General features: G+C 65.3%; 3 protein-coding genes, 3 tRNA genes and 1 pseudogene. 5 read left to right on the plus strand and 2 right to left on the minus strand.

What is annotated here, in order from left to right; genetic code table 11:
* Positions 1 to 303 precede the first annotated feature (303 nt).
* The 5 genes from ACFU5V_RS03135 (at position 304) to ACFU5V_RS03155 (ending at position 2,253) form a co-directional block, all read left to right on the plus strand.
* A complete protein-coding gene (locus tag ACFU5V_RS03135; protein ID WP_378696716.1) occupies positions 304 to 960 on the plus strand; it encodes a TetR family transcriptional regulator in 657 nt (218 codons plus the stop codon).
* A gap of 98 nt (positions 961 to 1,058) precedes the next feature.
* Positions 1,059 to 1,131, plus strand: a tRNA-Glu gene (locus ACFU5V_RS03140).
* Between the two features lie 95 nt (positions 1,132 to 1,226).
* Positions 1,227 to 1,300, plus strand: a tRNA-Asp gene (locus ACFU5V_RS03145).
* 66 nt (positions 1,301 to 1,366) lie between these two features.
* Positions 1,367 to 1,443, plus strand: a tRNA-Phe gene (locus tag ACFU5V_RS03150).
* A 156-nt stretch (positions 1,444 to 1,599) separates the two neighbouring features.
* On the plus strand, positions 1,600 to 2,253 hold the full coding sequence (locus tag ACFU5V_RS03155; protein ID WP_072943071.1) for a TetR family transcriptional regulator: 654 nt from the start codon (positions 1,600 to 1,602) through the stop codon (positions 2,251 to 2,253).
* 4 nt (positions 2,254 to 2,257) lie between these two features.
* Here the strand turns inward: ACFU5V_RS03155 and ACFU5V_RS03160 are convergent, their stop codons facing one another.
* A complete protein-coding gene (locus ACFU5V_RS03160) occupies positions 2,258 to 2,995 on the minus strand; it encodes an ABC transporter ATP-binding protein (protein ID WP_378696718.1) in 738 nt (245 codons plus the stop codon).
* Positions 2,992 to 3,288: pseudogene (locus ACFU5V_RS03165) on the minus strand (branched-chain amino acid ABC transporter substrate-binding protein); the annotation flags it as partial. The gene ACFU5V_RS03160 and the pseudogene ACFU5V_RS03165, both read right to left, overlap by 4 nt.

The following is a 3,288-nucleotide window of genomic DNA, read 5'->3' on the forward strand; positions in this document are numbered from 1 at the left end:
GGGCGGGAGAAAAAACCCCCCCCTAGATGCGTGCCTCTCGGGGGGGGGGGGGGGTTTTCTCTTGGTTTCCCCCCCCCCGCAAGCACACCCCACCCGACCCGAATTATACCACTTGGTGTGTTTTCGGCAGCGGTCCGATTTCGGCACAATAACGGACTTCAAGTTTGTTATATGGAAGATTTCATGATCAACAGACTGCTCTGTTGGTTTTTTCAAAACAGGGATACTGTTATGTACGGCTCCACGCTCGCCCCTGCAGGGCGAAAGGCGGGGTTACGACATTTGGGAGAGGGATTCACCGTCATGGCACGTCAGCAGGAACGTGCGCGACGCACTCGCGCTGCACTCGTGGAGTCGGCCGCGATCGAGTTCGCGAAGCGCGGCTATGCAGCGGCGTCGGTCAACACGATCCTCGAGGGCTCGAACGCCACCAAAGGGGCGATGTACTTCCACTTCCAGTCGAAGGAAGAACTCGCTCGCGCCGTCCTCCAGTCCGGGGTGGAGCAATTCACCGCCCTGACCGACCGGTGGACGAGTCGCACGGACATCGGACCCTTCGAGGCCCTGCACGGATTCGTGATCGACCTGGCGAAGCTGTTCCATTCGAGCGTCATCGTGCGGGCCGAGTTCCGGCTGATCGTCGAACCCGAGTTCTACCCGGACGTGCAGTCCGGCGGCTCGCAGGTGTGGGGGCGCACTGCACACGAATTCGCGATCCGCGCCCAGCGGGACGGGTCGCTGCGCGCCGACGCCGACCCGGAGAAATTCACCCGGGTCCTGGCGGCGTCTCTCGCCGGCCAGCGGTACATGTCCGACATGACCGCGCTGGAGGGCGACCTCGGTGCACGGTTCGTGGAATCGCTCGAAGTGATCCTCGAGGCGATGGCGTCACGCGAATGGCTGGAGAGGTTTGCGCGGGACGGATGGCCGGATTCCGGCTCAGAACTGCCCGATTCGTAGTCTGACCTGGCGATTTGGGAAATTCTCGATCCGTGTCCTAAGCTATCCAAGCTCCCAACGGAACGCCGTTGAGGTACTGGTTCGGAGAAATCCGACGGGCCCCCTTCGTCTAGCGGCCTAGGACGCCGCCCTTTCAAGGCGGTAGCGCGGGTTCGAATCCCGTAGGGGGTACGTTTGACCGGTGTCGAGCATGCGGTATGGTTCGACGGCAGTAAAAGTGACACGCAGTAACGCTCTACACTTGTAGAGCACAGCAGGACAAGCAAGGCCCTGTGGCGCAGTTGGTTAGCGCGCCGCCCTGTCACGGCGGAGGTCGCGGGTTCGAGTCCCGTCAGGGTCGCAAGTGTGTTGCCGATACTCGGTATCGGCAACACAGTGCGATAGGCATTCGGTTCGGGTGCCGTCCGGCCAGGTAGCTCAGTTGGTACGAGCGTCCGCCTGAAAAGCGGAAGGTCGCCGGTTCGATCCCGGCCCTGGCCACCACGATTCACAGAAGCTCCGTTGTCGAGAACATCGACAGCGGAGTTTTTTCGTTCCCACCCCACGTGAGTGCCAAAGTGTGGGGGAACACACTTTGGCACTCACGTGGGGCGACCGTCGCGCGACGGCGGCGAGGTGACTGTCGCTAGGCTGACGTCCATGAGCACTGCTGAAGAGCCGCTGACAGCGGGCCGGGACGGGCTGTTGTCGTTGCTCCGCAACGGGCAGCTGCCCTCGCGCGGGGCCAAGGCCCCGCAGCGGGAGCGGTACCAGCGGATCGTCGCCGCGGCGATGGAACTCGCGTCCGAGGGCGGGTACGACGCCGTGCAGATGCGGGCCATCGCGGATCGGGCGGGCGTCGCGCTGGGCACCGTGTACCGGTACTTCCCGTCGAAGAACCACATGCTGGTGATGGGCCTGCTGATGGTGTTCGAGGGCATGCGGTCCCGGTTCGAGAACGTCACAATCCCCGGCGACACCCCGTCGGAGCGGATCCTGTTCGTGCTCCGGAAGAACACCGAGGTCCTCGAGAAGGACCGGCCGCGGTACGAGGCCCTCGTGCGTGCGTTCATGTTCGCGGACGCGTCGGCGTCGGCCGAACTGGATGCGTTCGGCGCCCTGATGACGGAGATGTTCGCCAAGACCATCGGGGTCGAGCAGATCTCCGACGACCAGTTGAACGCAATCCGCGTGATCGGCGACGTCTGGATGTCCAGCCTGGTGTCCTGGGTGGCCGGCCGCATCTCGGTGGACGAGGTGATGGCGCACCTCGGGCTCGCGGTCCGTCTCGTGTTCCGCCGCCTCGGCGGCTAGCGCCTCAGCCGACGCGGCCGAAGTAGGCGTCGCGGATCACCGCCCTGTCGTCGATCGCGCCCGCATCCGCGTCCATGACGACGCGTCCGACGTCGAGGACGGTGACGTGATCGGCCACGCTCATCGCGGCGTCGACGGCCTGCTCGACGAGGAGCACCGCCAGCCCGGCCTCCTTGAGGGTGCTGACGCGTTCCATGACTTCGCCGACGATCACGGGCGCCAGTCCGCCGGACGGCTCGTCGAGCAGTAGCAGGGTCGGTTTCGCCATCAGCGCCTGACCGATCGCCAGCATCTGCTGCTGCCCGCCGGACATCGCACCGGCGAGCAGGCCGCGTTTCGCGCCGAGGACGGGGAACAGGTCGTAGATGCGTTCCGCCTCTTCGCGTACGGCCGATCGTCGCATCCTGCGGACGTACCCGCCGAGAATCAGGTTCTGTTCCACGGTCTGCCGGTGGAACACCCGCTTCCCTTCCTGCACGTACGCCATTCCCTGACGGACCCGCCGGTGCGGCGCCACCTTCGCGATGTCGCGGCCGTCGAACTCGATCGTCCCGGCGGACACCCTGTTCAGCCCCGAGATGGCACGCAGCGTGCTGGTCTTCCCCGCACCGTTCCGGCCGAGCAGTGCGGTGACCTTGCCGGGCCACACGTCGAGCGAGACGTCCCACACCACCCGGAGGTCGCCGTATCCGGATTGCACGTTCCGCAGACTCAGCAGCGGTGTCGTCGCCTGCTCGCTCATGAGGTCGCCTCTCCGGCCAGTTCCGTGTCCTCGACGACGCCGAGGTATTCGCTGAGTACGCGAGGGTTGTGTTCGATTTCGGACGGCGGACCTTCGGCGATCACGCGGCCCTGGGCGAGCACGACGATGGTGTCGGCGAGCGCCAGCACCAGACGGAAGTTGTGCTCGACCAGCACGATCGTGCAGCCGGCGTCGCGAAGGTGCCGGATCAGGCCGGCGAGACGTTCCACTTCGTCCTCGTCGAGACCCGACGCGACCTCGTCGAGCAGCAGGACCCGTGGTTCGGCGACCAC

The organism is Rhodococcus sp. NPDC057529 (assembly GCF_042802055.1).
Lineage (GTDB): Bacteria > Actinomycetota > Actinomycetes > Mycobacteriales > Mycobacteriaceae > Rhodococcus_F.

Coding starts and splice junctions, on each gene's coding strand:
- ACFU5V_RS03160 (WP_378696718.1), bottom strand. CDS start 2,995: ATGAGCGAGCAGGCGACGACACCGCTGCTGAGTCTGCGGAACGTGCAA.
- ACFU5V_RS03155 (WP_072943071.1), top strand. CDS start 1,600: ATGAGCACTGCTGAAGAGCCGCTGACAGCGGGCCGGGACGGGCTGTTG.
- ACFU5V_RS03135 (WP_378696716.1), top strand. CDS start 304: ATGGCACGTCAGCAGGAACGTGCGCGACGCACTCGCGCTGCACTCGTG.